The following is a 24,233-nucleotide window of genomic DNA, read 5'->3' as shown; positions in this document are numbered from 1 at the left end:
AAGCAACGGCTGATAAGAGGCTTGCCATGTTAACCATTGAACAGCTATCGCTACGCCTGCCCCACTACGGAACGGGGTATGCCGCCTGGTGGAAGCGTAGCTGGGCGACCTGCTTAGATAACTTATCGCTGCACTTTTTGACAGGCGAGGTACATGCATTGGTAGGCGCTTCGGGCGCCGGAAAGAGCCTACTGGCATATGCCATCATGGGGCTGCTGCCAGCATCGGCACGGCTCAACGGCCAGCTGTGCTATCAAGGGCAACTTCTCGACAAACGAAGCCAGAAAACGCTGCGTGGCCGTGAACTAGCGCTTATCCCGCAATCGTTGAACGCTCTGGACCCGCTGGTACGCACCCAGCGTCAAGTGGCCTGGGCAGCCGAGCGCGCAGGCCAGTCTTCGGGAAGCGCCCGGCAATCCGCTCGGCAAGCGTTGGACCACTACCGGCTAGATACTCGCGCCCAGCAGGCCTACGCTCATGAGCTTTCAGGTGGCATGGCACGCCGCGTTCTAACAGCCATGGCGCACGTTAGCCAGGCGCAGCTAGTGATTGCCGATGAGCCTACCGTGGGCCTTGATCCACATCAGCGCCAGCGCGTGCTGGCAGCGCTAAGAGACTTGGCAGACCAAGGCAAAACCGTCATTTTAATCACGCATGATCTTCGCCACGCTCTACCGATTGCCGACCGCGTCACTATTATGCGCAGCGGCAAGCTGATTGAAACCGCTCCGGCTCACGCCTTTCAGGGCACCGGCCGCTCGCTCACCAACGCCTATTCCCAGGCGCTGTGGCTAGCGCTACCCGACAATGCGTTTACGCTCCCCAAACCTTGCGCAGCATCTATCGCCGATAAAGCCGCCGGCATCAAGGCACAGCAGGAGATCAGCGTTGCTTAATGCGCATCAGCTTAGTTTTCAATTTACAGCCGGGGTGCCGCTGCTGCAGAACGTTTCCCTAGCGATAGAGGCTGGGCAGTGGGTAGGACTAAGCGGCGATTCTGGGGCGGGAAAATCAACGCTAGGACAACTGCTGGCAGGCTATTTAACCCCGCACAAGGGCAATGTCATCCTGGACAATGCGACACTTCCCACAAGCGGCGTGCAGCCCGTACAGTGGCTACCGCAGTCGCCGGAGCTTGCGGTTAATCCGCGCTGGCGGGTGGCTAAAATATTACGTGAAGCCTGGGCGCCCTCTGAGGCGCAGTGCCAAGCGTTTGGCGTGCAGCCCCACTGGCTATCGCGCTTTCCCCACGCGCTTTCGGGAGGCGAGTTACAGCGGGTTTGCGTGCTACGCGCCCTGGCACCAGGGGTGCGTTTTTTGGTTGCCGATGAAATCTCGACCATGCTCGACCCCATCACTCAGGTTGAGCTTTGGCAGGCTTTAAAGCAGAAGGCGGAACAACGCCGCCTGGGTGTGCTGGTGATTAGCCACGATACCGCGCTACTGAAACGGCTATGCACACAGCGCTATCACTTAAGCAATGCTCAGCTTACGCCTATCAGCTAGCGGCCTGACGGCGTTCGAAACGCCATAGTCCAAAAGCAATCGTTAGCGTAATGCTCAGCAATAGCCATGACCCTACGGCAACGCCTGACCAACCGGCCCAGCGCCAGAATGGCTCTAGCCAGAAACCCCCAAGGCTTGCCCCCGTATAATAGAACACCAGATACAGCGCTGAAGCACTGCCGCGGGCTCCCTGGGCGTAGCGTCCCACCCAGCTAGAGGCCAGTGAGTGGGTTAAGAAAAAGCCAAAGGCGTTAACGCTTAGTCCAACGATAATCAGCACCAGCGATTCCGACAACGTGATGGCAGTACCCAGCATCAAGATCATCACCCCTACCATCATGCACGTCGCGGGTGAAAAACGTCCGGCTAAACGTCCTGACATCATGGAACCAAAGGTGCCTCCCAGATAGGTCAAGAAAATCAGCCCCAGGCCGCTGGCCGCCAGCGTGTAGGGCTCATCGGCCAGCCGGAAGGTGATATAGCTGTATTGATTAATAAAGATTAAAAAGTTGATGCCACCCAAGCAATAGGCGGCGAGCAGTATCGGGCTACGCAAATGCCCCAGTAGATCACTGGCCGCTTTACGCAGCTCAAAACGCTGGGGTACAAACGCGCGGCTGTTAGGCAGCAGGCGCCAAAACACCATGCAGCCAATCAGGGTAATGATGCCTACGGCTAAAAAAGCAGCGGTAGGGCCGCCTATCTCGGCGGCGGCACCGCCCACAATTCGCCCGCTAATACCGCCGAGCGAATTAGCGCCGATATAAAGCCCCACGGCACTTAGCAGTGCGGGCTTTTCAAACTCATCACCCATCCAGGCAATCGCGACGGCCGGTAGCCCGCCCAGCACAAATCCCTGCACTAAGCGCAGCAGTAACAAGCTTTCAAAAGTAGGCGCGAAGGCCAAAGCAAGAGAGCAGCCGCCTGCCAGCAGCAGGGTAATACGCATAATGCTTTCGCGGCCAATAGCATCTGAAAGCGGCCCGAAGACCAGCAGTGCCAAGGCAAGAGAAAGCGTCGAGACCGACATGAGTAGACTAACGCCGAGGGTAGAGACATCGTAGGTCTCTTTTAGCCCTGGCAACAGCGGTTGGGGCGCGTATAAATTGATAAAAACGAGAAATGAACCCAGGCAAAGCGCCAAGGTAGCGCGCCACCAGGCGCGCGTTTTGGCTTCAATCATGCCATTCCTAAAGTAAGCGGCGTTTGGCTACTAGAAATTACTGCCTAACTGAGCCAAATGGGTTGGCTCCAGCGCCCGGCGTGCCTGCCAGTAGTAGCGCTGCCAGTAACTATTATCCAAGCTGGAAATAATTACCCCTTTTGACGTTGAGGCATGGAGAAAATAGCCATCGCCTACGTAAATGCCCACGTGGTTATAGCGGCCCGGGGGACTGAAGAACACCAGATCGCCCGCCTGTAACTCTTGGCGGTCGATCGAGCGTCCCTCGTGTACTTGACCACGGGTGGAGCGCGGCAACTCTAAATTGAAAGTGTCTCGGTAAACATTGCGAACCAGGGCCGAGCAGTCAATGCCTCTTTCTGACGTGCCGCCAATTCGGTAGGGCGTTCCTGCCCATCGCTGGTGCTGTGCCAGAAGTGCCTCGCGAACAACCGTTGGTGGCGGAACTTGCTGACTAAGCAGTTGAGCATTGATGGGATCAATCGGCGACATTTGCGGATTGGCCCCTATTCCCGGCAACGACATAGAGAAGTAGTTCTCAGGGGCTTGCATGTTGCTCTGTCGAGAAGATCCCGCACAGCCAGCCACCAATGTAACTAAAAAACAGACACTTGCAACACGGACAGCGGTCACAGCGGGGCGTGGCAACGCAACCATGCGATTAACCTCAAGACATGTATAGGAGTATGATATGACAAAACTAATTTTTTCAACGCACGACTATAAGCTAGTTATCATGTGTTTGGCGAGCATCAATGTAAGGTACGTTGATCGCCCGGCAACGTATCGATATGTAAGGGTGCAAAATGGCGCGGTTTATTACCTGGAAAATCCAGGCTCACCCACGGCCCTGCCAAAACGGGCGCACCGCAGATCCAGGCCACTAACGCCTGACGAAAACCGGCTAAAAAGCTTTCGCGTTCAGGGGTTTCGCCCATAAAAAACGAGAAGCCTGCGTACATACCCTTCGCATACTCCTGCCAGCCCGCGTAATGGTTCGCGGCCAGCTGGTAGGCGCTGTCCAGCACCGTCGCAAAGGCTTGACCGTCTAGCCAACCAAGCTGTCGGGCGGCAATCGCCAAGTCAACCAGCTGAGCAATATCCCACGCCGCCATATCGACATCATTACAGCTATCTTCATTGTCGCGAACGCGGCGTAAGCGCAGCAAATGATGGCGCTCATCTTCAGCGCAGTCGCCGGACTCCAAAATGGCGATTTCGGCATCCAACCGCTCGGGGTTCAGCGTGTAGGGCGCGTAGTTAATCTGATATTCCTGACGATCGCCAGACTCCAGCATATAGGCCAGGAACTCTTGCATATCGTCAGCGCTGTTCAAATGGTAATGGCTGTCCACCCACTCGCGGATTTCAGCGCACTCGCGGACGCTCTCAGGCTGAGGCTCGCTCCATACGGCGCTATTCAACGGCCCTACCAACGACATGGCAGTGAAGTGACTTAAGGTGGGCCGACTGCCCGGCTCGCACCATGCATCATGGCGCCAGTCCAGCCAGTGAAACAGGCTGCCGGGGTCTTCAATGTGCCAAATAATTTCATTGATTAGCGAGGCGTGCTCAGGCTCTGGCAGGCAGCTTTCCCAGGCAAACCATGCCTCTAGCAGACGCTTTGCATTGGGATAAAAACGACACAGGCAGCTGCGCAATTCGCTGGCGTACGCCATTAATGGGTCACGCTCTAGCAGCCCGCTATCCAGCGACATGTGCAGGTAGAAAGCGAATTTCTCGGCCATGTGAATAGTCGCCGCATGGCGGCTGACACCCTTAACCGCATTGCGCTGCTTAAGCTCTTCGGGGGTCGGCTGCCCAAACCAGCTTTGCGACGGTGGCAGCACGCCGTGGACGGCATCGGCGGCTAGCTGATTGAGGTGATGCGCCTGCGCCGGTAGCCAGTAGCGCGCTAACGCACCGGCCCCCTCATCGGCATAAAGATCTAAAGACTCCTGCAGATACAGCGCCGCATCGGCGCGCTGCTCTTCGGCAAGCGCGGCGGAAGGATCTATCTGACGCAGCATGACATCGGGTTCGCGAACGCCTGCCAGCGCTAAAAGCCAGTGATGAGAGGTATTACGCCACTGACGAACACGAGCTTGCGAGGCCTTGCGCGTCGTCTCATCTAACAATTTGTTGGGTGCAGTCTGCCACGGACTATGGTCGCTATGAAGCAGCAGCTGATGCCGTTCGCTGGGCGTTTTATCACGCCGATCAATACCATCAAACAGGCTCTGCCCTCGCCCGTAGGCATCAACAAGCGCCTGCCAGTCAGGGTAGCGGACACTAATTAAATCGGCGGCGTGGCCCGCCAGGTCATCGGCTTCCTCCTGACTAAGCCAGCCACAGCAGGCGCCCGCCCAAGCGAGTTCCACCAAACGCATCCAGTCCCAGGCCGCCCACTCTAATGGCTCGGCTTGGGTAACAAACTGATTCAACACCGGCGCATAGGGTGACTCTTCTACCACGCTACGCTGCCATTCCATGCGCTGCGCATTATCCATACCCAATAGCTCACGCGCTTCGATATCCCAGCGCTGACGCTCGCCCTGCGCGCCGAGCCAAAGCATCGCACCGAGCAGTGCGTCACGATCACGCACATCCCACACGTGGGCCAGCCACTCGGTGGCATCAGGCCAGTCCGTTTGACTAGCAGGATAGGCAATGATCGGCCGAAATAGCGCGCATAGCCGCCAGCTTTGCGCCTGAGGCTGCTGGGGCCATAGCGGCGACGGAGCCGAGCATTGGCTTAAAGCACGCTCAAGCGAGCCCCACGTAATGCCTTCGCCATTAGTTTCAAGGTTCGCCAATGTCTGGCAGGCATCCATAAAGCGATCGTCGGCGCCAAATTCCCAGCCTCGTGCACCTAGCGAACGACGCAGGTCGGCCAGCCAAGCACGCAAATCGTTGTAGTCACTGGTGATGCGACGCGTTAAATGGTGCGCCCAGGCTTGCGCTTGGCTGGGTTCAAGCCAGCCTGCGGCGCCTGCTAGGGCTGCCCACTCCAGGCCGCCAAGTAAACGGTCAGCGCGACCTGCAGGGGCACCCAGGCCGTGAAACAGCTGTTCAGCCAGCTCTCCACGCCCGGTAATCCCTAATTGCAGCAGGCGCTGCTCCGCCGCTCCTGCGTCGACCGCCAGCGGATGAGAAGTAACCGCCCAATCGCACAGCAAAAGCTGCTGGGCCCACCAGGCATTTAACGCGTCGGTCAAGAGGCACCTCGAGAAAACACAATGTCGCCAGCAAGGAGCTGGAATAAAGCCGCTTAGTGTAACGGAAAGTGGCGCAAACACCGAGAGTCAGAGGCGCCCGCGGGTAGAGGTAGGCGTAAAACAACACCGCCCGGCACAGGGCCAGGCGGTTGTCATGCAGCGAGCCGTTAAATGGCTACGCTTTTCTGACCTTACTAATGACCCACAGTAGCACCACGGCACCAACTATTGCGGTAACCAGTGAACCGATGAAGCCACCTGAGGAAAGGCCTATCAGGCTAAACAGAAAACCGCCAATGACCGCGCCAACAATACCCACACCAATGTTACCGAGGATGCCAAAGCCGCCACCACGCATGATGTTGCCAGCAATCCAACCAGCTAAACCACCAATGATTAACCATGCAATAAAGCCCATATAGTCTCCTTACTATTTCAATTACAGGTTTTAGTTACGCGTTTTACCTAGCCGTCGCGCTTGTTCTACCATAGCACACAGCGCTACTGTTCTGCGCCTAGTCAGTATAGATGCTTGGCAACTTTTAAAGGAAAACTCATGATCCCCGACTCGCTCAAACAGCTGCTTAACAGCACACAGGGCCAACAAACGGCCCAGTGGGAAGGCCGCGACGTGGTACTTTTCAATATGCCTTGGGGCGAATTGGTGATCAGCCTACAGGGGGCTCATGTACTGCATTTTCGCCCCATGGGAGACACTGATTGGCTATGGTTGACGCCCACGCCGCAGGCGTTACCAGGCGCTATACGGGGCGGCATTCCGGTCTGCTGGCCGTGGTTTGCCGACGAACGCTATGCCGATGAAAGCCCTAATCATGATGGCCCTTTTCATGGCCTCGCACGCCACGCCGGCTGGCGCTTAGACGCCGTTGACGAGCATGCCGAAGGCATTGAAGTGCATCTTTCTCCAGAGCAGCGCCTGCATACTCAGTTGACTGCGCGGCTGGTCGTTCAAGCGAATGCTCAGCGGCTCAACGTTGAGCTCATTAGTGAGAATATTGGCGAAACGCCGGTCAAAACGAGCGCCGCACTGCACACTTACCTAGCCGTTGCCGATGTCCATCAGTGCCGTCTGGAAGGCCTTTCCGGAGCGCGCTATCTCGACAAGCTGCGCGACTTTGCCGAAAGCGAACAGCAAGGCACGCTGGCGGTTCAGGGGGCGGTAGACCGCATCTATCATACCAACGCAGCAGTGCTGCTAAGCGACGGCGAGCGCAGCCTGCGCATCAGCAAGCAGTCGAGCGACTCAACCGTAGTATGGCATCCCAACAACGACCTCCCTAGCGATACCCCCGCCGAGGCAGCACGTCATTTTATCTGTGTCGAAGCCGCCAATACGCGCCTGGACCCTGTTTGGCTCGTGCCCGCTGCCCAGCACCTGCTAGGCACCACCTTGAGCCGCGGTTAATCGTCCGTTCATCAATGTGTTGCTACGCTATACGCTGTTAATCTCGACGCTATTAACCTAGACACCGTTAATCTAGACACCGTTAATCTAGACATCGTCAATCTAGACAGGGCTACTCTACACATGGCTAATCTGTGCCAGCGCTATGATTGACCACATAGCGCATACTGCGACTAGTGAATGCCACAATAGATAGCGGCTTTGACGATGAGTGGCAGAGCCAACGTAGGAAAGCAACATAAAAGGGATCGATAGGATGCGCCAACCGTTAAGTCGCGAACTAAGCAATTTGCTAGAGCGAGGGCGCGATCGCCAGCTGCGCTTAGCGGTCACGGGCCTCTCTCAAGCGGGCAAAACTGCTTTTTTGACCTCGCTGGTCAATCAGCTACGCCATGCCGGCATCGAAGCACGGCTTGACTTGCTACCTGCCGCCCGCGAAGGCCGTCTACTCGGCGCACAGCGGCTTAATCAGCCCGACCTGGGCGTGCCCCGCTTCCCCTATGATCCGGGCATGGCCGCACTGCGCGATACGCCACCACGCTGGCCAGAACCCACCCGTGGCATCAGTGAATTACGCTTACAGCTGCGCTACCGCCCTGCCCGCAGCGGCTGGCTTACGCCTGAGATTGCTCACCTTACCCTGGATCTTTTTGACTACCCCGGCGAATGGCTGCTCGATCTACCGTTATTACAGCACGACTTTTACAGCTGGAGCCAAGCGCAGGCAATGCATGAGGGCGAACAACGCCGCGGCCTATTTAGCGAGTGGCTGACAGCCGTGGCATCGCTCGACCCGGCCAGCGAAGCCGATGAAGCCCAGCTCGCCGCGCTAGCCGAGGAATACGCGCAAGGATTACGCCGTGCCAAGCAGGCCGGCTTTTCTGATCTTCAGCCAGGCCGCTTTTTGCTGCCGGGTGAGCTAGAAGGCGCCCCGGTGCTGCAATTTTTCCCTCTGCCGCAGCTAAGCGCTTCCAAAGAGGCGCTAGAAGCATTGCCGGCTAACAGCCTCTACGCCACGCTGGCCGCGCGTTTTCGCTACTATCAACAGCAGGTAGTAAAGCCCTTTTACCGCGATCACTTTCGCCGCTTTGATCGTCAAATTGTACTGGTGGATGTGCTCGGTGCGCTCAACGCGGGGCCTGAACGGTTTGAAGACCTTTCCCGCGCGCTGCGCCAACTAATGCACAGTTTTGATTACGGCAAGCGTAGCCTGCTCACGCGCCTATTCGCACCAAGAATTGATCGCCTAGCGATTGCGGCGACCAAGGCCGATCACGTCACACCCGACCAACATGGTCACGTGATACAGCTGCTTGAAGCCCTTTTGGCAGAGCCGCTGAAAGATCTGCGCTTCGCCAACGTGCCTGTCAAAGCACTTTCGCTAGCGTCGATACGCGCCACAGAAGCACGTGAAGTGACTCACGAAGGTAAGCGATCGCCTGCACTTCGCGGCACGACGCTTGAAGGCGAAGACGTGCTGGTTTATCCCGGCGATGTGCCCGCTAGACTACCCACCGCTGATTTCTGGCAACAGCAGGGCTTTGATTTTCCAGGTTTTCGCCCAATGCAGAGCCACTCAGAAGCGCTAGATCATATTCGCATGGACGCCGCCATCGACTGGCTGATTGGAGACAAATTGACATGACCACCCCTCAGCCACGCCGTCACTTCACGCTGGATGACAGGCCAGATAACACCCCGGAAGTAGACCCCGCTCTGCGTCAGCGCGAAGCCTTTGCGGGCACCAGTGAGCATCATCCGCTGGCACCGGTTGCGGAAGAGAAAGCACTGCCTGCCGCCAGCCTAGGCGCTCCGCGCAAGCGCCGCTGGGGGATGCTTTTTGCCTTAGTAGGCAGTGCTGGACTGGGTACGGCAGAGCTGGTCACCGGCATTCCGGACGCGCTGGCCCAGTCTCAGTGGCTGGCCATTGCGTGGCAGCTATTTGGCATTAGCCTGATTGGTTTAGGCAGCCTTTCACTGCTCAAAGAACTGGGCCGTTTGCGTCGCTTAAAACGCCACGACAAACTGCGCGGTGATCTTACTGAGCTGCCCTTACGCTCCCCCCGCCAAGCGCTCGCCATGGCTGAGCAGCTTAAACGCCAGCTCAAGCTCGCCGATGATGATCCCCACTGGCTGGCTTTTCAACGCGCCAGCCAGCCTCATCATAGTGGGGAAGAAATTCAAACGCTGCTGCGCTATCACCTTCTGGCACCGCGTGATCGTGAGGCCCAGCGACTGATTACCCGCATGTCGGGTGAAACCGCGATTATGGTGGCGATCAGCCCGCTAACACTTGTTGATATGGCGCTAGTGGCCTGGCGCAGCTTAGCGATGGTCGATCGATTATGCCGTCTTTACGGGCTTGAACTAGGCTATGCCAGCCGCCTGCGGCTGTTTCGCAACGTACTACACAATATGGCCTTCGCCGGTGCTAGTGAATTGGCCACCGAGGCCAGCATGGATATGCTTTCGCTCGATTTAGCCGGCCGCCTTTCTGCCCGTGCGGGGCAAGGGCTCGCCACCGGGCTGCTGAGTGCTCGCTTAGGACTACGCGCCCAGCGCCTTTGCCGCCCGATACCTTTCACGGCCGAGGAGCAACCCAGGCTGGCTGATCTACGCCAAGACCTGTGGCGTCAGATCAAGCGCTTAGATAAAGAAACCGTTGCGCAGAGCCGCTGAGAAGGTAAACAGCAGCCAACTTTTTTCGCCAACAGGCTGGGATTCAACGCTGCGTAACTTCATGATGGGGTTTTAGTTAGCATGCTCCAATGAGGAATAATTGGTTATGAGCACTCCCAATGAGTCGGAGCCGTACTCGGTTGCAGATGACATGCAAACCGACTACGTCGTCGGCCAGGACAATATTAAGGGGCAGTTTGGCCCCATCGGCTTCGATATCCACAACCGCGTCTTTATGGTATCGGCACTGGCCTCGGCCACATTCATCATACTCACACTGCTGTTTCCCGAACGAGCGGAAAGTATTTTCCAGTCCATTGTCGCTTTCTCAACGGGCACGCTGGACTGGTATTTCATGATTTTGGTCGATTTCTTTATTCTGTTTTGCTTAGCGCTGGTTGTTCTGCCTTATGGATCAGTCAGGCTGGGCGGTGCCGATGCACGACCCGACTATAGCTACCTCTCCTGGTTCGCGCTGCTATTTACCGCAGGCATTGGCATTGGCCTACTGTTCTTTGGCGTACTGGAGCCGGTTTATCATGCCAACGTTTCGCTGCCACTGGGCATTGAGCCACCGTTCGGCGCCAATGGCGAGCTGAACCCTGAAGCTGTTGCTAACGCCAGTGCGATGGGCCTTGCAGGCACCTATCTTCACTGGGGTATACATGGCTGGGCAGTTTATGTAGTCATGGCATTAGGGCTAGGTCTGTTTACCTATAATAAGGGTCTACCCTTCTCGATTCGCTCGGTATTTTTTCCGATACTGGGTGATCGTGTCTGGGGCTGGTGGGGCCATGTGATCGATATCCTGGCGGTATTTTCCACCTTATTTGGGTTGGCTACATCGCTTGGGTTAGGGGCACAGCAGGCCAATGCGGGGATGAACTTCGTCTTCGGTATGGAAGTAAACACCACGACCCAGGTCATCGTGATCGTACTGGTCACGGCGGCGGCTCTGGTCTCGGTCTGGCGTGGACTAGAGGGGGGCGTTAAAAAGCTCTCCGAAATTAATATGGTGCTGGCGGTCCTGTTCTTCTTCTTCGTACTGCTTGCGGGTCCGACCTTGCTAGCCTTAACCGGATTCTGGTCGGGACTCACCACCTATGTCACTGAGTTTCTGCCGTTATCAGCGCCCTTTGGTCGTGACGACGATGCCTATCGCCAGGCCTGGACAATTTTCTACTGGGCTTGGTGGATCAGTTGGGCACCTTTCGTCGGTATGTTTATCGCCCGTGTATCAAAGGGCCGTACGGTGCGTGAATTCATACTTTGTGTATTGCTGGTTCCCAGCCTGTTTATCTTTATCTGGATGGGTGTATTTGGCTCAACGGCGCTTGAACAGCTCTATGCTGATCCGACAACCAGCCTGGTCAAAGAGTACGTGATCGACAATTACAGACCCGAGCTTTCGCTGTTCGGCATGCTGAATGAGTTACCACTGACAGGCCTGATGTCGACGCTTGGCATTATTCTGGCGCTGATTTTCTTTATCACGTCGTCAGATTCAGGCTCTCTGGTAATTGATACCATCACTGCCGGTGGGAAAATTGATGCCCCCCGCCCACAGCGGATGTTCTGGGCGATCATTGAAGGTCTGATAGCGATTGTGCTGCTTATCGGCGGTGGCCTGACCGCACTTCAGGCAGGCGTCACCGCGACGGCCATTCCGTTCTCGATCGTGATGCTGCTGATGTGTTATTCAATCATCAAAGCGCTTAATAGCGAACTGCGTCTGATACGCTCCTGAAAAGAACATCCCTGCGGAGAGATCAGCAGGGATGTTTAATGTGTTCCTCAACGCTTAAAGCTTAAACCGCTGTTGCAGCCACTTGGCAACAGCGGCTTCCCCATGATGGCCGATACGCTCGGCACCCTTTACGCGATCAAATAGTGCCGGGTGGGCATTAGCCATTACCTGTGCCTCCCCTGCCAAGTTGAGCATTTCGGTATCGTTGAGATTATCTCCAAAGGCTAGGCACGCCGCCGGGGTTAAATCTAATCGTTCAAGCAGCGCTGCTAACGCCACGCCTTTGTTGACCCCACCCGCCATAATTTCCAGCGAATAATCTGTTGAATAGGTAATGTGCAGCGCGTCGCCATAGGCCTCTGCAACCTGCGCTTCAAGGAGTTTTAGCGCATTAGGGTCGCCTAAATAGAGCACTTTGCCGACGCCACTGCTATCCATCTGTGCGGGGGGAACTACCTGATAGCGAAAACCGGTGGACGCGTGCAGGGTGAGCAACTGCGGAGCATCCTGGTCAATATGCCAGCCGCTTTCGCGGTACAGATTAAGCCGCACTTCCGGCGGACGCGGCAGATTGATCAGCGCCTGCGCGTGCTCAGCCGCCAAGTGAGATGACGCCAGCAGCCTGCCTGCCGGATCGTGAACATAGGCACCGTTGGTACTGATCAGATGCGCAGGGATCGCTAGCTGATCGCGAAACACCTTCATATCATCATAGTGACGGCCCGAGGCAAGCGCCACATGATGGCCTTGCTTGACCAGCGACCGCAGTACCTCAACCGTGCTGGGATGTAGCGTGTGGTCGCCCCCTAACAGGGTTCCATCCAGGTCAGAAACAATCAGGCGAGGTGTCATAGCGCGCTCCATGGGCGTGGCTGTTTAGCTTAACCGATTCGGCTGAGCGCTTGTAAGCCTTTGACTCGCCGTCATCAGCGCCAACTTCGCATGGCGACAATTGGCGCGGCCTGCGGGAATCCGTATAGTGGCACCCTAACTCTCGCCAACTGATTGAGCTCATGCTTCAGAATAACTCCATGCTTGCCCAGCTCAAGCAACAGATTCGTCAAACCACCCCCCGCGCTGAAGGGGTGATCAAAGCCACCGACAAAGGTTTCGGTTTTCTCGAAACCGACGACGGTGAATCTTATTTCGTGCCGCCGCCGGCCATGAAGCAAGTGCTTCACGGTGATCGCGTGGAAGCGGTTATCCACGAGAACGGTGACAAAAAATCCGTTGAGCCCGAAAAGCTGATTGAGGCTGGGCTGGATCGATTTGTGGCCCGCGTGCAAAAGCGTGAAGGTCGGCTTGCCGTGGTACCCGATCATCCGTCGATTAAAAATGTGATCAAGGCGCGGATTAAAAACAGCCTTGATGAAAACAGCATTGCCGACGGTGACTGGGTCGTTGCTCGCCTGGTGCGTCATCCACTCAAAGCCGATGACCGCGCCTTCTTTGCCCAGATTGATGAGCTGGTTGCTAAAAGTGATAACCCGGCCGTGCCGTGGCGCGTTACCCTGGCCCGCCACGCGCTGGAGCAAGAATGCCCCGATGCAGGCAGCGAATGGCCTTTGCATGATGAAGGCCTTACCCGCGAAGATTTAACGTCCACGCCCTTCTTCACCATTGATGGTGAGAAAACCCGCGATATGGATGATGCTTTGCACGTCGCCATCCGTGCCGAAGGCGGCTGGCGTTTAAGCGTGGCCATTGCCGACCCCACCGCCTACGTGGAAGAAGGCCATGCCGCTGATTTAGAAGCCCGCGTTCGCGCCTTTACCGTTTACCTGCCTGGCCAGAATGTCACCATGCTGCCTGAACAGCTGGCCGACGACCTCTGCTCGCTGTGGGAAAACCAAGATCGCCCCGCGCTAGCCTGCACGCTGGACATCAATGCCGACGGCAGCCTGGGCGAGTATCGCTTCTTTGCAGCCAATGTTAAGTCCCACGCCAAGCTTGTTTATGACAACGTTTCTGACTGGATTGAAGGCCAAGGCGACTGGGCACCGGCGGACGATATCGCCGAGCAGCTCTCAGCGCTGCGCGACTTAACCGAAGCGCGTACCGCTTGGCGCAACGAACACGCACTGGTGTTTAAAGACCGCCCGGACTACGTCTTTGATTTGGATGCGGCCGGTAACGTATTGGCAGTGCGCACCGAAGAGCGCCGCATTGCCAACCGCATGATCGAAGAATCGATGATTGTGGCCAATGCCTGCTGCGCCGACTTCTTGGCAAACAACATCGGCCACGGGATCTTTAACGTGCACCGCGCGTTTGAACCGGAAAAAGCCGAAGCCGCCCAGGAATTCCTGGCAGGCCAGGAGATCGTGGTAGATCGCGAAGCGTTAACCGAGCTTGCCCGCTACACCGAGCTTAAGCGCGCACTGGAAAGCCGCGATGACGCTTGGCTAGACGCTCGCCTGCGCCGCTTTCAAGGCTTCACGATGATGTCGGCACAGCCTGGCCCGCACTTTGGCCTGGGTCTTGCGGCCTACGCCACCTGGACCTCGCCAATCCGTAAGTACGGCGACATGGTCAACCACCGCCTCATCAAACTTGTGCTTAAAGGCGAACAGGCCCCCACCGAAGCTACTCAGCAGCTCACCGAGCAGTTGACGGAGCGCCGTCGCTTGAATCGTATGGCCGAGCGCGATGTTAAAGACTGGCTTTACGTCCGCTATCTAACGCCTGCCGCGCAGAATCAAGACACGTTTGAAGCCGAAGTTATGGCCATCAATCGTGGCGGCATGCGCGTTCGTCTGCTTGAAAATGGCGCAACGGCGTTTGTGCCCGCCCCCTTAATGCACAGTGATCGCAGCAAAGTGGTGATTGATGATAAAGAGGGCCGTATTCAGATCGAAGGAGAAGAACGCTATAAGCTGGGCGATCCGCTTCGCGTCGTGCTGACCGAAGCCCGCGAAGAGACTCGCTCACTGGTCGCTAAGCCTGCTGTTTAACGACAAAACACGACGTTAGTCAAAACGGCGCTTATTTAAGCGTCGTTTTTTTATAGGCAAAAAAAAAGAGCACCCGAAGGTGCTCTTTTGAAGCGTCAACGCTAACCGACCGGCACTTACCAGCCAGTGACTTCTTTTAGCGCATCGCCAATTTCAGCCAAAGAGCGCACGGTTTTAACACCGGCGTCTTCAAGGGCCGCAAACTTCTCGTCAGCGGTGCCTTTACCGCCAGAGATGATCGCGCCCGCATGGCCCATACGCTTGCCAGGAGGTGCAGTAACACCGGCAATGTAAGAAACCACTGGCTTAGAAACGTGGTCTTTAATGTAAGCCGCCGCTTCTTCTTCAGCCGTACCGCCGATTTCACCGATCATAACGATGGCTTCGGTTTTCGGGTCTTTCTCGAACATCTCAAGGATGTCGATGAAGTTAGAACCAGGAATCGGGTCGCCACCGATACCAACGCAGGTAGACTGACCAAAACCGTGATCAGTTGTCTGCTTAACGGCTTCATAGGTCAAAGTACCTGAACGCGATACGATGCCGACGCGGCCCGGCTGGTGAATGTGGCCCGGCATAATGCCGATTTTGCATTCACCCGGTGTAATAACACCTGGGCAGTTAGGGCCGATCAGACGTACGCCCAGCTCGTCGCATTTAACTTTTGCTTCGAGCATATCTAGCGTAGCAATGCCTTCCGTGATGCACACAATCAGCTTGATACCGGCATTCGCCGCTTCAAGGATTGAGTCTTTACAGAATGGCGCCGGTACGTAAATAACGCTAGCTTCCGCGCCGGTTTTTTCTACCGCTTCTTTAACGGTGTTAAACACGGGCAGACCGAGGTGCGTTTGGCCGCCTTTGCCCGGCGTAACACCACCGACCATTTGCGTACCGTAGGCAATCGCCTGCTCGGAGTGGAACGTGCCCTGGCCACCGGTAAAGCCCTGGCAGATGACCTTGGTGTTCTTATCGATCAGGATGCTCATTACTTGCCCTCCGCCGCTTTAACGACCTGCTGAGCCGCGTCGGTCAGACTGGTAGCCGCGATGATATTCAGACCGCTAGACGCTAATTTTTCAGCACCCAGCTCGGCGTTGTTACCTTCTAGACGTACGACAACCGGCACATTGACACCGACTTGCTCAACGGCACCGATAATGCCTTCAGCAATCATGTCGCAACGTACGATACCGCCGAAGATGTTAACCAGTACGGCTTTAACATTGTCGTCAGACAGGATGATTTTGAACGCTTCAGCTACGCGTTCCTTGGTTGCGCCGCCGCCGACGTCCAAGAAGTTTGCTGGCTTGCCGCCGCTCAGGTTAACGATATCCATCGTACCCATGGCCAAGCCTGCGCCATTTACCATACAGCCGATGTTGCCATCAAGCGCCACATAGTTAAGCTCCCACTTCGCCGCATCGGCTTCGCGCTGGTCTTCTTGAGACGGGTCGCGCATAGCTTGCAGGTCTGGGTGGCGGTACAGCGCATTGCTGTCGAGGCCCAGTTTGGCGTCGAGGCAGTGCAGATTGCCTTCTTCGGTGACAACCAGCGGGTTAATTTCCAACAGCGCCAAGTCTTTGTCGTGGAACAACTGCGACAGACCTAGGAAAATCTTGGTGAACTGTTTGATCTGGTCGCCTTTCAGGCCCAGTGCAAACGCTAGTTCACGCGCTTGGTACGGCTGTGCGCCGACCAGCGGATCGATTTCTGCTTTAAGAATTTTTTCCGGCGTTTCTTCGGCAACTGTCTCGATCTCTACACCACCTTCGGTAGAAGCCATGAAGACAACGCGACGGGTAGTACGATCAACAACAGCGCCGAGGTACAGCTCATCAGCAATGTCAGTGCAGGTTTCAACCAGAATCTTGGCAACCGGCTGACCTTTTTCGTCAGTTTGGAAGGTTACTAAGTTCTTGCCTAACCATTTTTCTGCGAATGCTTTGGCTTCAGCCGGATCTTTGATCAGCTTAACGCCACCCGCTTTACCGCGGCCACCAGCGTGAACCTGGGCTTTAACAACCCACATGTCTCCGCCGATTTTTTTGCAAGCTTCTTCCGCTTCTTCGGGGGTGTCGACAGCAAAGCCTTTAGACACTGGTAGACCATAGTCGGCAAACAGCTGTTTACCTTGATACTCGTGAAGATTCATCGATTCATGCCATTGGTTGCATGTGACTCGAACGATGATCAGTTTTCTTTTAAGAGCAGTCTTACAAGAACGGTCTTAAAAGAACTGGTCATCCCCGTTCTTTCGATCTTTGCGTATGACGACAAAGCCGAAAGTGTTGCGCCACCCATAGGTGGCGCTTCGTTGTTGCTTACTGAATTATTTACGCTTCTTGCGATTGGCCATATGGATCGCATGGCCGTCTACTGCAAGCGCTGCTTCGTGCACAGCTTCCGACATAGTCGGGTGTGCATAGCAGGTTAGGGCCAGGTCTTCAGCGCTAGAGCCGAATTCCATTGCAATCACGCCCTGGGCTATCATTTCACCGGCGTGCTGACCCACGATGTGCATACCGAGAATACGGTCGGTTTCTGCATCAGCGATGATCTTGGCGCTACCTTCGGTGGCGTTATTAGCCATCGCACGGCCGCTGGCCGCGAAGGGGAAGGTACCGGTTTTGACTTCGATACCCTTAGCTTTGGCATCTTGCTCAGTGATGCCGACCCACGCCACTTCCGGGTAGGTATAGATGACGCTAGGAATAGTGTCGTAGTTCATCTCGGCTTTATGGCCCGCGATAATATCGGCGACCATAATGCCTTCTTCAGACGCTTTGTGTGCCAACATCGGGCCACGTACGCAGTCACCGATAGCGTAAACGCCCGGCACATTAGTACGGCACTGGTCATCGACAAAAATGAAGCCACGCTCGTCAAGCTCAATGCTAACGCCATCGGCAATCACGCCTTTGGTGTACGGACGACGACCCACGCAAACGATGAGCTTATCAAACGTCATTTCCTGCTCGCCGTTGGCATCGCTATATGTCACAACGACTTCTTCGCCTTTGACTTCAGAGCCGGTCACGCGCGCGCCAAGCTTAATATCCAGGCCCTGCTTCTTGAGCAGTTTCTGAGTTTCTTTGGCAACGGTGGCATCCACCATTGGCAAGAAGGAGTCCATCGCTTCAAGCACGGTCACTTCAGAACCTAAACGGTTCCATACGCTGCCCAGCTCAAGGCCGATAATGCCTGCACCAATAACGCCTAAACGCTTAGGTGTTTCGGTGAATTCCAACGCGCCGGTAGAATCAACAATCAGGCCTTCAGTCAACGGCGTCGGCGGAATTTCAACCGGCACAGAGCCTGCGGCAATAACGATGTTATCGGCGTCGTAAGTAGAGGTGTTGCCCTCAGCATCGGTGACTTCAACCTGCTTGCCAGAAATCACTTTAGCGGTGCCTTCGAGAGCCGTTACACCGTTGGCTTTGAAGAGGCCAGAGATGCCGCTGGTCAAGTTCTTAACGATCTTGTCCTTGCGCGCAACCATCTTGGCAACGTCCATCGTGACGTCACCTGCCTGAATACCCATATCATCAAAATCGTGCTTGGCTTCGGCAAATTTATGCGAGGCTTCAAGCAGCGCTTTAGACGGGATACAGCCTACGTTCAAGCACGTGCCGCCGTGGACGACATTGCCTTCTTTGCCGATCCATTTTTCGACACAAGCCGCTTTCAAGCCCATCTGGGCTGCGCGGATAGCGGCAACATAACCACCAGGGCCGGCACCGATGACGATCACATCAAACTTATCAGCCATGTTGGCTCCTTTAGCTTGCTAGCCTCTCACCAGCTATTGACTTAAATCGGGCGAGAGGCAGTGTGCGATTGCAAATACATCCTGATTAAGCTTAAGCGCCGGCGTTAACAACGGCGCAAAGACTTATTAGACATCCAGCAGCAGACGTGCGGGATCTTCCAGCAATTCTTTCAACGTAACCAAGAAGCGAACGGCGTCTTTGCCGTCGATCATACGGTGGTCGTAGGAAAGCGCCAGATACATCATCGGACGAATTTCAACCTTACCGTTGATGGCCATTGGGCGATCCTGGATTTTGTGCATACCCAGAATGGCCGTTTGTGGCGGATTGATAATCGGTGTCGACATCAAAGAGCCAAAGGTGCCGCCATTGGTGATGGTAAAGGTGCCGCCGATCATGTCGTCCATGCCCAGCTTGCCATCACGACCACGCTTACCGAAGTCGACAATCGAGCGCTCGACGTCAGCAATTTTCATGCTGTCGGTATCACGCAGTACCGGCACAACCAAGCCACGGTCAGTGGATACCGCAACGCCGATATCTTGGTAGCCGTGATAAACGATATCGGTGCCGTCGATAGACGCGTTCACGTCAGGGAAACGCTTAAGCCCTTCTGAAGCGGCTTTTACAAAGAAGCCCATAAAACCCAGCTTGATATCGTGGGCTTTTAAGAAGGTATCTTTGTACTGCGCACGCAGGGCCATGATTGCGGTCATGTCCACTTCGTTATAAGTGGTCAGCATGGCCGCGGTTTGCTGCGCCTCAACCAAACGCTTAGCAATCGTCTTGCGTAGGCGGGTCATGGGTACGCGCTTCTCAACGCGCTCACCTTCAGCCACCGGTGCAGCGGCCGCTTTCGCCGGTGCAGCAGCCTTAGCAGCTTTCTTAGCGGAGCCGTCTTTCACTGCTTTCTGAACGTCTTCTTTCAAGATGCGGCCACCTTTACCGGTGCCCTCGATCTTGGCGACATCCAAGTCGTGCTCAGCGACCATCTTGCGCGCAGACGGCGCGAGAATTTTGTCGCCCACTTTCTCATCGGCACCATCATCATCGCTGCCACTGTCTGCTTTAGCAGGCGCTGCATCAGCACCACTGCTATCGCCGCCAGCACCTTCAGTAAACACGGCCAGAATCGCTTCGGATTCTACCTGGCTACCCTCTTCGGCTTTAATTTCAGCCAGGGCGCCGTCTGCCGGTGCAACGACTTCCAGCACTACTTTGTCGGTTTCGATGTCGGCAAGCACTTCATCGCGCTTAACCGCTTCGCCTACTTTTTTGTGCCACGTCGCCACGGTGCCTTCCTGAATCGACTCAGGAAAGCTGGGAGCTTTTACATCGTGCTTTTTGCCACCACCGTTACCGCTACTGGCAGGCTTGTCTTGCTTCTCTTCAGACGACTTGTCTTGCTTCTCTTCAGACGACTTGTCGTCAGATTTTTCAGCGGGTTTTTCAGCACTGTCATCGTCAGAAGATTTCTCTTCTTTTTTGCCACTGTCACCAGACGCACTGCCTTCGCCAATTTTGCCAAGCACCTGCTCTGACTGAACGGTATCGCCCTCTTCGGCCATTACGTCAGTCAGAACGCCAGCTTCTGGGGCGACGACTTCCAACACCACTTTGTCAGTTTCAATTTCAACAATCAGTTCGTCACGCTCAACGCGATCACCCGGCTTTTTATGCCACGCCGCCACACTGCCTTCGGCAACGGATTCCGGAAAGGTTGGCGCTTTGATCTCAGTAGCCATGTCGTTTCCCTTATGTGTTCTCTAAATCCAGTGGCCGCTTATAGATTAAAAGCGTCTTCCACCAGCTGGCGCTGCTGCTCAGTATGGACGGACATATAGCCGGCTGCCGGAGCAGCAGAGGCAGGACGTCCTGCGAATTTCAAATCGCGCCCGAAGCCATCTTTCAACATATCGGCCACCGCACGTATATTGTGCTGACTAGAGTACCAGGCGCCTTGGTTCAGCGGCTCTTCCTGACACCACACAATGTGTTCTACGTTGGTATAGTCCTTAAGCGCTTCCAGAAGCTCTTCTTTCGGGAAGGGATAAAGCTGCTCAAGGCGTAGAATCGCCGTGTCCTCACGCTCATTCTCCGCGCGCGAAGCTGCCAAGTCGTAATAAACCTTGCCAGCGCACAGTACAACACGTGTGACCTTTTCCGGTGCCAGGTCCGCTTGATCAGCAAGCACCATGTGGAACTTGCCGTGGGCAAGATCTTCAAGGCTCGAGATCGCTTCTTTATGACGCAGCAGCGATTTAGGTGTCATCACCACAAGAGGCTTACGCAGCGGACGGATCACCTGACGACGCAGCAAATGATAAATCTGCGCAGGCGTCGTCGGCACACATACTTGCATATTGTGCTCGGCACACATCTGCAAGAAACGCTCTAAGCGTGCTGAGGAGTGCTCCGGGCCCTGGCCTTCATAGCCATGGGGTAGCAGCATGGTTAAACCACACACACGGCCCCACTTCGTCTCACCTGAGGAGATGAACTGGTCCACTACCACCTGGGCACCGTTAAAGAAGTCACCAAACTGAGCTTCCCAGATCACCAAGTCATTCGGCGCGGTCGTTGAGTAGCCATACTCAAATGCCAGCACCGCTTCTTCCGACAGGAAGGAGTCGTGAATGGTGAAACACGGCTGCCCATCGGTCATATTCTGCAGCGGAACATAGGTCGAGCCGTCTTTCTGGTTGTGCACCACCGCATGGCGATGAGAGAAAGTACCGCGTCCTACGTCCTGCCCGGTAATACGAATCGGGTGACCTTGTTCTAGCAACGTGGCGTAAGCGAGAGTTTCTGCAAACCCCCAGTTAAGTGCCAGCCCACCGGCCTGCATCTTGCGCCGATCTTCATAAATCTTAGCGACCTGGCGCTGGACTTCGACACCGTCTGGAACCTCACACATGCGTGCGGCTAGCTGCTGCAGACGCTTCATCTCGAAGGTAGTGTCTGCATCGCCCGACCACTCATGACCCAGGTAGGGTGCCCAGTCGACAAACAGAGACTCATTGGGTTCTTGCACTAGCGCATTGGCAACATGGTTGCCTGCGACTAAATCATTGCGATATGTTTCCACCATTTCTTTGGCGGATTCTTCTGACAGCACGCCCTGATCAACTAAGCGCTGGGCATACAGCGTGCGTGCAGAGGGATGGCCTTTGATTTTTGCATACATCATTGGCTGCGTGCCGGACGGCTCGTCAGCTTCGTTGTGACCGCGACGGCGGTAACAAACCAGATCGATCACCACGTCCTTTTTGAACTGCTGGCGATAGTCGAGAGCGACCTGTGTAGCATGCAGTACTGCATCCGGATCATCGCCATTAACATGAAAAATAGGCGCTTGAACCATCTTTGCAATATCAGTGCAGTATTCGGTAGAACGTGCATCCAGCGGATGTGACGTGGTAAAGCCCACTTGGTTATTAATCACAACGTGGACGGTACCGCCGGTCTTATAAGCACGGGTCTGGGACATCTGGAATGTCTCCATCACTACGCCCTGACCAGCAAAGGAAGCGTCACCGTGGACGTTGATAGGCAGCACTTTACTACCATCTTCATCTTTGCGGCGATCTTGACGAGCGCGAACCGAGCCTTCTACCACCGGCGCCACGATTTCTAGGTGCGATGGGTTAAACGACATGGCCAAGTGAACTTCGCCACCCGGAGACATGACGTTAGAACTAAAGCCCTGATGGTACTTAACGTCGCCTGAACCACGCTCGATAACTTTTTTACCATCAAACTCGTCGATCAAGTCAGTTGGGTTTTTACCCAAAATATTGACCAACAGGTTGAGTCGCCCGCGGTGTGCCATACCGATGACCACTTCCTTGGTGCCATAACCCCCGGCACGCTGGATGAGCTCATCCATCATTGGCACAAACGCTTCGCCGCCTTCAAGGCCAAAACGCTTGGTACCTGGATATTTGGATGCCAGGTAATTCTCCAAACCTTCAGCCGCCGTCAAGCGCTCTAAAACGTGCTTGCGCACGTCAGCACTGAATTCGGGCGCACTGCGAACCGACTCAAAACGCCGCTGTAACCAGCGTTTTTCTTCTGTATCGACAATGTGCATGATTTCGCAGCCGATGGAGCGGCAATACGTGCGCTCCAGCGCATCCACGATATCGCGCAGCGGTGCTTTGTCGATGCCCAGAAAGAAAGAACCGGTTTGGAACTCGGTATCCAAATCAGCTTTTGAAAGCTGATGAAACGACAGATCGAGGTCCGGTACGGGGGTGGGATTACGCAGCCCTAGCGGGTCAATATTGGCCTTTTGATGACCACGGAAGCGATAGGCGTTAATCAGCTGCAGGACTTTCACCTGCTTTTTGTTCTCTCCGCTATCGGCAGCGGCAACTACGCGGCCCGGGCGATTTTCACGCCCCAGCTGGTAGAACTGATCACGTACTGGGCTTAGTGGGACATCGTGGGAGGCGCCGCCCTCGGGACGAGGCAGCTGATCAAAATAGCTGCGCCATTCGTCAAGGACAGACTCAGGATCTGCGAGGTACTGCTCGTAAAGCGCTTCCACGTAGTGAACATTGCCGCCACTAACGTGAGAGGAACGCCACATCAACTCCATTATGCCTTGTTGCATCTCTCGGTCACCCTGCACTGATGGGGTGGTATCGGTATCGTCGCAAGCGTGCGGCGACATCGCTGTTGCCCTGCCGGCGGGGCGATACATTTACCGGCGGCGCCGGCCAGCGGCCGGAAACCCTATTCATCTAACGATTTCTCATCAAGCAATTCTTCATCAAGCAATTCGTCGTCTAGCAATTCATCACCTAACGGTTCATAAGGCTTTTAATCTTCAGTTCATGCTCGAAAGCCGGTACCCAAGGCACCGGCTTTCAAACTTGCCTGGTCAGTAGTGCGACGCGACGCCGCACCACGTGACGAACCCTATGATAACAAGCGAAGCGCGATGATTTAAGTGGCATTGTTGCTCAACTTAAGCGCCGCCCGCTTTTTTACTCAAATGTCATACGTTTAGGTAGCATCGGCGAGTAGCATTTCGCGGATTTTACCAATCGCACGAGTAGGATTCAGGCCTTTTGGGCATACCGCCACACAGTTCATGATGCCACGGCACCGAAAAACCGAGAACGGATCTTCCAGGTTGCTCAGGCGCTCACTGGTGGCCGTATCACGAGAATCGGCCAGGAAGCGATATGACTGCAGCAGACCAGCAGGACCCACAAACTTCTCAGGATTCCACCAAAATGACGGGCACGACGTAGAACAGCATGCACACAGAATACACTCATACAGGCCATCTAGCTTGTCGCGCTCTTCCGGAGACTGTAGACGTTCAATAGCCGGCGCCGGCGTATCATTTTGCAGGTAAGGCTGAATACGCTCGTACTGCTTATAGAACAAGCCCATATCAACGACCATGTCGCGGATAACTGGCAAGCCAGGCAGTGGGCGCAGGGTCAGCTTGTTGTTTTTCACAACGTCTGACAGCGGCGTGATACAAGCCAAGCCGTTTTTGCCGTTCATGTTCATGCCGTCTGAACCACAAACGCCTTCACGGCAGCTGCGACGAAACGCCAGACCGCTGTCTTGCTCCTTCATTAGATGAAGAACATCCAGCACCATTACATCGCGGCCTTTGGTATCGACCTGAAACTCCTGCATATAAGGTGCGGAGTCGGTTTCCGGATTATAGCGGTATACGGATACCTGAAGATTGGACATAGTGACTCCCTCTCGTCAATGCG

Annotated in this window: 18 protein-coding genes; 7 read left to right on the top strand and 11 right to left on the bottom strand. The window is 55.4% G+C overall.

All coding sequences use genetic code 11. From position 1 onward, the window contains the following. The first annotated feature begins 26 nt into the window (after positions 1-26). Together ACT3TF_RS04085 and ACT3TF_RS04080 are read left to right on the top strand one after the other, a co-directional pair. Positions 27-896, top strand: coding sequence for an ATP-binding cassette domain-containing protein (locus ACT3TF_RS04085; RefSeq protein ID WP_096281412.1), 870 nt, complete (start codon positions 27-29; stop codon positions 894-896). Beyond that, positions 889-1,506, top strand: a complete 618-nt coding sequence (locus tag ACT3TF_RS04080; protein WP_444671631.1) for an ABC transporter ATP-binding protein — start codon at positions 889-891, stop codon at positions 1,504-1,506. Before ACT3TF_RS04085 ends, ACT3TF_RS04080 begins: the two co-directional genes overlap by 8 nt. Here the strand turns inward: ACT3TF_RS04080 and ACT3TF_RS04075 are convergent. From ACT3TF_RS04075 to ACT3TF_RS04060, 4 genes are all read right to left on the bottom strand, one after another. After that, a complete protein-coding gene (locus ACT3TF_RS04075) occupies positions 1,499-2,689 on the bottom strand; it encodes an MFS transporter (protein ID WP_427046957.1) in 1,191 nt (396 codons plus the stop codon). The two genes, ACT3TF_RS04080 and ACT3TF_RS04075, sit on opposite strands and share 8 nt — an antisense overlap. Before the next feature lie 30 nt (positions 2,690-2,719). After that, positions 2,720-3,241, bottom strand: coding sequence for a C40 family peptidase (locus ACT3TF_RS04070; protein WP_096281419.1), 522 nt, complete (start codon positions 3,239-3,241; stop codon positions 2,720-2,722). Between the two features lie 200 nt (positions 3,242-3,441). Next, entirely contained in the window at positions 3,442-5,907 is a 2,466-nt protein-coding gene (locus ACT3TF_RS04065) for a DUF1266 domain-containing protein (RefSeq protein WP_444671630.1), read from the bottom strand. 175 nt (positions 5,908-6,082) lie between these two features. Continuing rightward, complete coding sequence (locus ACT3TF_RS04060) at positions 6,083-6,325, bottom strand: GlsB/YeaQ/YmgE family stress response membrane protein (protein ID WP_096281423.1); 243 nt, start codon at positions 6,323-6,325, stop codon at positions 6,083-6,085. Positions 6,326-6,463: 138 nt separating this feature from the next. Here ACT3TF_RS04060 and ACT3TF_RS04055 point away from each other — a divergent pair, with 138 nt between their 5' ends. The 4 genes from ACT3TF_RS04055 (at position 6,464) to ACT3TF_RS04040 (ending at position 11,759) form a co-directional block, all read left to right on the top strand. Beyond that, positions 6,464-7,333 carry a D-hexose-6-phosphate mutarotase gene (locus tag ACT3TF_RS04055; protein WP_444624660.1) on the top strand — a complete coding sequence of 290 codons (870 nt, stop codon included), beginning with the start codon at positions 6,464-6,466 and terminating at the stop codon, positions 7,331-7,333. A gap of 256 nt (positions 7,334-7,589) precedes the next feature. Beyond that, the gene (locus ACT3TF_RS04050) at positions 7,590-8,978 is read left to right on the top strand and encodes a YcjX family protein (RefSeq protein WP_193063402.1); all 1,389 of its coding nucleotides are present in this window, start codon (positions 7,590-7,592) and stop codon (positions 8,976-8,978) included. Then, a complete protein-coding gene (locus tag ACT3TF_RS04045) occupies positions 8,975-10,012 on the top strand; it encodes a YcjF family protein (RefSeq protein ID WP_444624658.1) in 1,038 nt (345 codons plus the stop codon). The genes ACT3TF_RS04050 and ACT3TF_RS04045 overlap by 4 nt, the downstream gene beginning before the upstream one ends. 106 nt (positions 10,013-10,118) lie before the next feature. Further along, positions 10,119-11,759 carry a BCCT family transporter gene (locus ACT3TF_RS04040; protein WP_444671629.1) on the top strand — a complete coding sequence of 547 codons (1,641 nt, stop codon included), beginning with the start codon at positions 10,119-10,121 and terminating at the stop codon, positions 11,757-11,759. A gap of 54 nt (positions 11,760-11,813) precedes the next feature. Here ACT3TF_RS04040 and ACT3TF_RS04035 read toward each other — a convergent pair whose 3' ends face one another. Further along, complete coding sequence (locus tag ACT3TF_RS04035) at positions 11,814-12,611, bottom strand: HAD family hydrolase (protein ID WP_444671628.1); 798 nt, start codon at positions 12,609-12,611, stop codon at positions 11,814-11,816. A 161-nt stretch (positions 12,612-12,772) separates the two neighbouring features. On the opposite strand from ACT3TF_RS04035, the gene ACT3TF_RS04030 reads away from it, so the two are divergent. Beyond that, on the top strand, positions 12,773-14,713 hold the full coding sequence (locus ACT3TF_RS04030; RefSeq protein WP_444671627.1) for an exoribonuclease II: 1,941 nt from the start codon (positions 12,773-12,775) through the stop codon (positions 14,711-14,713). Between the two features lie 116 nt (positions 14,714-14,829). Here ACT3TF_RS04030 and sucD read toward each other — a convergent pair whose 3' ends face one another. From sucD to ACT3TF_RS04000, 6 genes are all read right to left on the bottom strand, one after another. Then, positions 14,830-15,702, bottom strand: a complete 873-nt coding sequence (gene sucD, locus ACT3TF_RS04025; protein ID WP_193063408.1) for a succinate--CoA ligase subunit alpha — start codon at positions 15,700-15,702, stop codon at positions 14,830-14,832. Next, positions 15,702-16,868 carry an ADP-forming succinate--CoA ligase subunit beta gene (gene sucC, locus ACT3TF_RS04020; RefSeq protein ID WP_008958560.1) on the bottom strand — a complete coding sequence of 389 codons (1,167 nt, stop codon included), beginning with the start codon at positions 16,866-16,868 and terminating at the stop codon, positions 15,702-15,704. Before sucC ends, sucD begins: the two co-directional genes overlap by 1 nt. A gap of 177 nt (positions 16,869-17,045) precedes the next feature. Then, complete coding sequence (gene lpdA / locus ACT3TF_RS04015; RefSeq protein ID WP_096281440.1) at positions 17,046-18,485, bottom strand: dihydrolipoyl dehydrogenase; 1,440 nt, start codon at positions 18,483-18,485, stop codon at positions 17,046-17,048. A gap of 126 nt (positions 18,486-18,611) precedes the next feature. Beyond that, complete coding sequence (gene odhB, locus ACT3TF_RS04010) at positions 18,612-20,231, bottom strand: 2-oxoglutarate dehydrogenase complex dihydrolipoyllysine-residue succinyltransferase (protein ID WP_444671626.1); 1,620 nt, start codon at positions 20,229-20,231, stop codon at positions 18,612-18,614. 38 nt (positions 20,232-20,269) lie between these two features. Next, positions 20,270-23,104, bottom strand: a complete 2,835-nt coding sequence (locus tag ACT3TF_RS04005) for a 2-oxoglutarate dehydrogenase E1 component (RefSeq protein WP_096282398.1) — start codon at positions 23,102-23,104, stop codon at positions 20,270-20,272. Between the two features lie 395 nt (positions 23,105-23,499). After that, on the bottom strand, positions 23,500-24,210 hold the full coding sequence (locus tag ACT3TF_RS04000; protein WP_096281444.1) for a succinate dehydrogenase iron-sulfur subunit: 711 nt from the start codon (positions 24,208-24,210) through the stop codon (positions 23,500-23,502). Positions 24,211-24,233: the final 23 nt, after the last annotated feature.

The organism is Halomonas sp. AOP25-F1-15, assembly GCF_052378675.1.
Taxonomy (GTDB): Bacteria; Pseudomonadota; Gammaproteobacteria; order Pseudomonadales; family Halomonadaceae; genus Vreelandella; species Vreelandella casei.
This window is presented reverse-complemented; position numbering and strand designations above follow the sequence as displayed.

Bases quoted from the DNA above. Each gene is read 5' to 3' on its own strand.
- ACT3TF_RS04030 (WP_444671627.1), top strand. From the start codon at position 12,773: ATGCTTCAGAATAACTCCATGCTTGCCCAGCTCAAGCAACAGATTCGT.
- ACT3TF_RS04075 (WP_427046957.1), bottom strand. From the start codon at position 2,689: ATGATTGAAGCCAAAACGCGCGCCTGGTGGCGCGCTACCTTGGCGCTT.
- ACT3TF_RS04085 (WP_096281412.1), top strand. From the start codon at position 27: ATGTTAACCATTGAACAGCTATCGCTACGCCTGCCCCACTACGGAACG.
- sucC (WP_008958560.1), bottom strand. From the start codon at position 16,868: ATGAATCTTCACGAGTATCAAGGTAAACAGCTGTTTGCCGACTATGGT.
- ACT3TF_RS04000 (WP_096281444.1), bottom strand. From the start codon at position 24,210: ATGTCCAATCTTCAGGTATCCGTATACCGCTATAATCCGGAAACCGAC.
- odhB (WP_444671626.1), bottom strand. From the start codon at position 20,231: ATGGCTACTGAGATCAAAGCGCCAACCTTTCCGGAATCCGTTGCCGAA.
- lpdA (WP_096281440.1), bottom strand. From the start codon at position 18,485: ATGGCTGATAAGTTTGATGTGATCGTCATCGGTGCCGGCCCTGGTGGT.
- ACT3TF_RS04040 (WP_444671629.1), top strand. From the start codon at position 10,119: ATGAGCACTCCCAATGAGTCGGAGCCGTACTCGGTTGCAGATGACATG.
- ACT3TF_RS04055 (WP_444624660.1), top strand. From the start codon at position 6,464: ATGATCCCCGACTCGCTCAAACAGCTGCTTAACAGCACACAGGGCCAA.
- sucD (WP_193063408.1), bottom strand. From the start codon at position 15,702: ATGAGCATCCTGATCGATAAGAACACCAAGGTCATCTGCCAGGGCTTT.
- ACT3TF_RS04070 (WP_096281419.1), bottom strand. From the start codon at position 3,241: ATGCAAGCCCCTGAGAACTACTTCTCTATGTCGTTGCCGGGAATAGGG.
- ACT3TF_RS04045 (WP_444624658.1), top strand. From the start codon at position 8,975: ATGACCACCCCTCAGCCACGCCGTCACTTCACGCTGGATGACAGGCCA.
- ACT3TF_RS04005 (WP_096282398.1), bottom strand. From the start codon at position 23,104: ATGCAACAAGGCATAATGGAGTTGATGTGGCGTTCCTCTCACGTTAGT.
- ACT3TF_RS04060 (WP_096281423.1), bottom strand. From the start codon at position 6,325: ATGGGCTTTATTGCATGGTTAATCATTGGTGGTTTAGCTGGTTGGATT.
- ACT3TF_RS04050 (WP_193063402.1), top strand. From the start codon at position 7,590: ATGCGCCAACCGTTAAGTCGCGAACTAAGCAATTTGCTAGAGCGAGGG.
- ACT3TF_RS04035 (WP_444671628.1), bottom strand. From the start codon at position 12,611: ATGACACCTCGCCTGATTGTTTCTGACCTGGATGGAACCCTGTTAGGG.